Below are 1763 nucleotides of genomic sequence, written 5' to 3'. Positions count from 1 at the left end.
GCATCGGTCGCGGCGGCCGCTCGCGCTTGCCGGTCTCGCATCGCCTCGAGCGAGGCCTCGCGCGCGTCGGGTACATCACACCGCACGTCGTGGTCGGAGCCGACCGAAACGCTCGGTGGATCGACCGCACAACACTCCTCGATCGCGAACGGACAGCGATCGGCGAACGCACACCCCTCGAGGATGGAGTTCCCGCTCGGCGGCGCTCCCTCGACCGTCGGGAGCCGAGCCTCGGGATCGGCGTGACGAGGGAGACAGTCCAGAAGCACCTTCGTGTAGGGGTGTTTCGGGCTCGATCGGAGCTGCTCGGTCACCCCTCGTTCGACGACGACGCCGTCGTACATGACAATGATCCGGTCACAGAGCTGTGAGACAACGCCGAAGTCGTGGCTGATCACCAGCATCCCCGTTCCGTGGTCGGCGTTGAGCGCGGCCAGTCGCTCGAGGATCGCCGCCTGGGTCGTCGTATCCAGTGCGGTCGTCGGTTCGTCGGCGATCAGCAGCGACGGCTGTCGGGCGAGCGCGATCGCGAGCATCGCCCGCTGGCGCATTCCGCCGCTGAACTGGTGGGGGAGGGCGTCGATCCGCTCGCTCGGCCGGGGGATGCCGACCGTCTCCATGAGTTCGAGCACCTCCGATCGGAGCGTCGAGGAGCGAAGCCGAGGACTCACACCGCGTGCGAGTTCCGTTAAAAGCGGCTGTCGGTCCGGGTCACGATTGATCCGCAGTGTTTCGGCGATCTGCTCGCCAATCGGATATACCGGGTTCAGCGTCGTCGACGGGTCCTGAAAGACCATCGCCAAGTCCCGGCCGCGGAGCCGACGGAGCGTCCGCTCGTCGGCCGTCGTCAGTTCTCGGTCGCCGTAACGGATGCTCCCGTCGACGATCTCGCCGGGCGACTCGAGCCGGACGATCGAGCGTGCGGTGGCCGACTTGCCACAACCACTTTCGCCGACCAGACCGACGATCTCGCCGGGCTCGATCGCGAACGACGCGCCGTCGACCGCGCGGACGGTCTCGGATCCGGTGTCGAAGTGTACGTGGAGGTTCTCGATCTCGAGTGCGTTGGTTCGTGTCATAGTCGTCGTTTTGATCAGGTTCGCCGTCGCTTGCGGTCGTCGAGGTGGTCGGGGTCCAGTGCGTCTCGCAGGCCGTCACCGATCAGGTTGAAGCCGACGACCGTCAGCATGATCGCAACGCCGGGCGCGGTGACGAGCCAGGGAGCGGATCGCAGGTAGTTCCGGCCGCCAGCGATCATTGTGCCCCACTCGGACGTCGGCGGCTGCGCGCCGAGGCCGAGATAGGAGAGGCCGGCGGCCGCGAGGACGACGGTGCCGAGGTTTAGCGTCGCCAGCACGAGCACCGGACTGACGACGTGGGGCAACAGGTGTCGCCGGACGAGCCGGCGGCGCGGCGTCCCGTAGAGCTTCGACGATTGGACGAACGGCCGGTCCCTGATCGCGAGGACGCTCCCGCGGACGACTCGCGCATACGATGCCCAGCCGACGACCGAGAGCGCGATCACGACGTTTCGCAGGCTCGGCCCGAGCACGCCAGCGATCACCAGCGCGAGTACGAGCCCGGGAAACGCCAGCTGGACATCAACGAGCCGCATCAGAAGGGCGTCGACGAACCGGCCGCCGGTGGCCGCGAGCAGACCAATCATCATCCCGATGGCGACGCGGACCGTCGTCGCAACCACCGCCAGCGCGAGCGAAATGCGTGCGCCGTACGCGAGTCGGGTTGCCACGTCGCGCCCGAGC

2 protein-coding genes are annotated in these 1763 nt (G+C 67.7%); both read right to left on the bottom strand.

Annotation, left to right across the window (positions count from 1 at the left end; genetic code table 11):
- Positions 1-1079: ABC transporter ATP-binding protein (locus PGX04_RS15250; RefSeq protein WP_273739284.1), on the bottom strand; the 1079-nt coding region annotated here is incomplete at its 3' end.
- 14 nt (positions 1080-1093) lie between these two features.
- A partial coding sequence (locus tag PGX04_RS15245) for an ABC transporter permease (RefSeq protein WP_273739283.1) occupies positions 1094-1763 on the bottom strand: 670 nt, incomplete at its 5' end.

The organism is Natrinema soli (genome assembly GCF_028618695.1).
The sequence above is the reverse complement of the archived record's forward strand: the minus strand, read 5'-3'. Positions and strand labels throughout refer to the sequence as shown.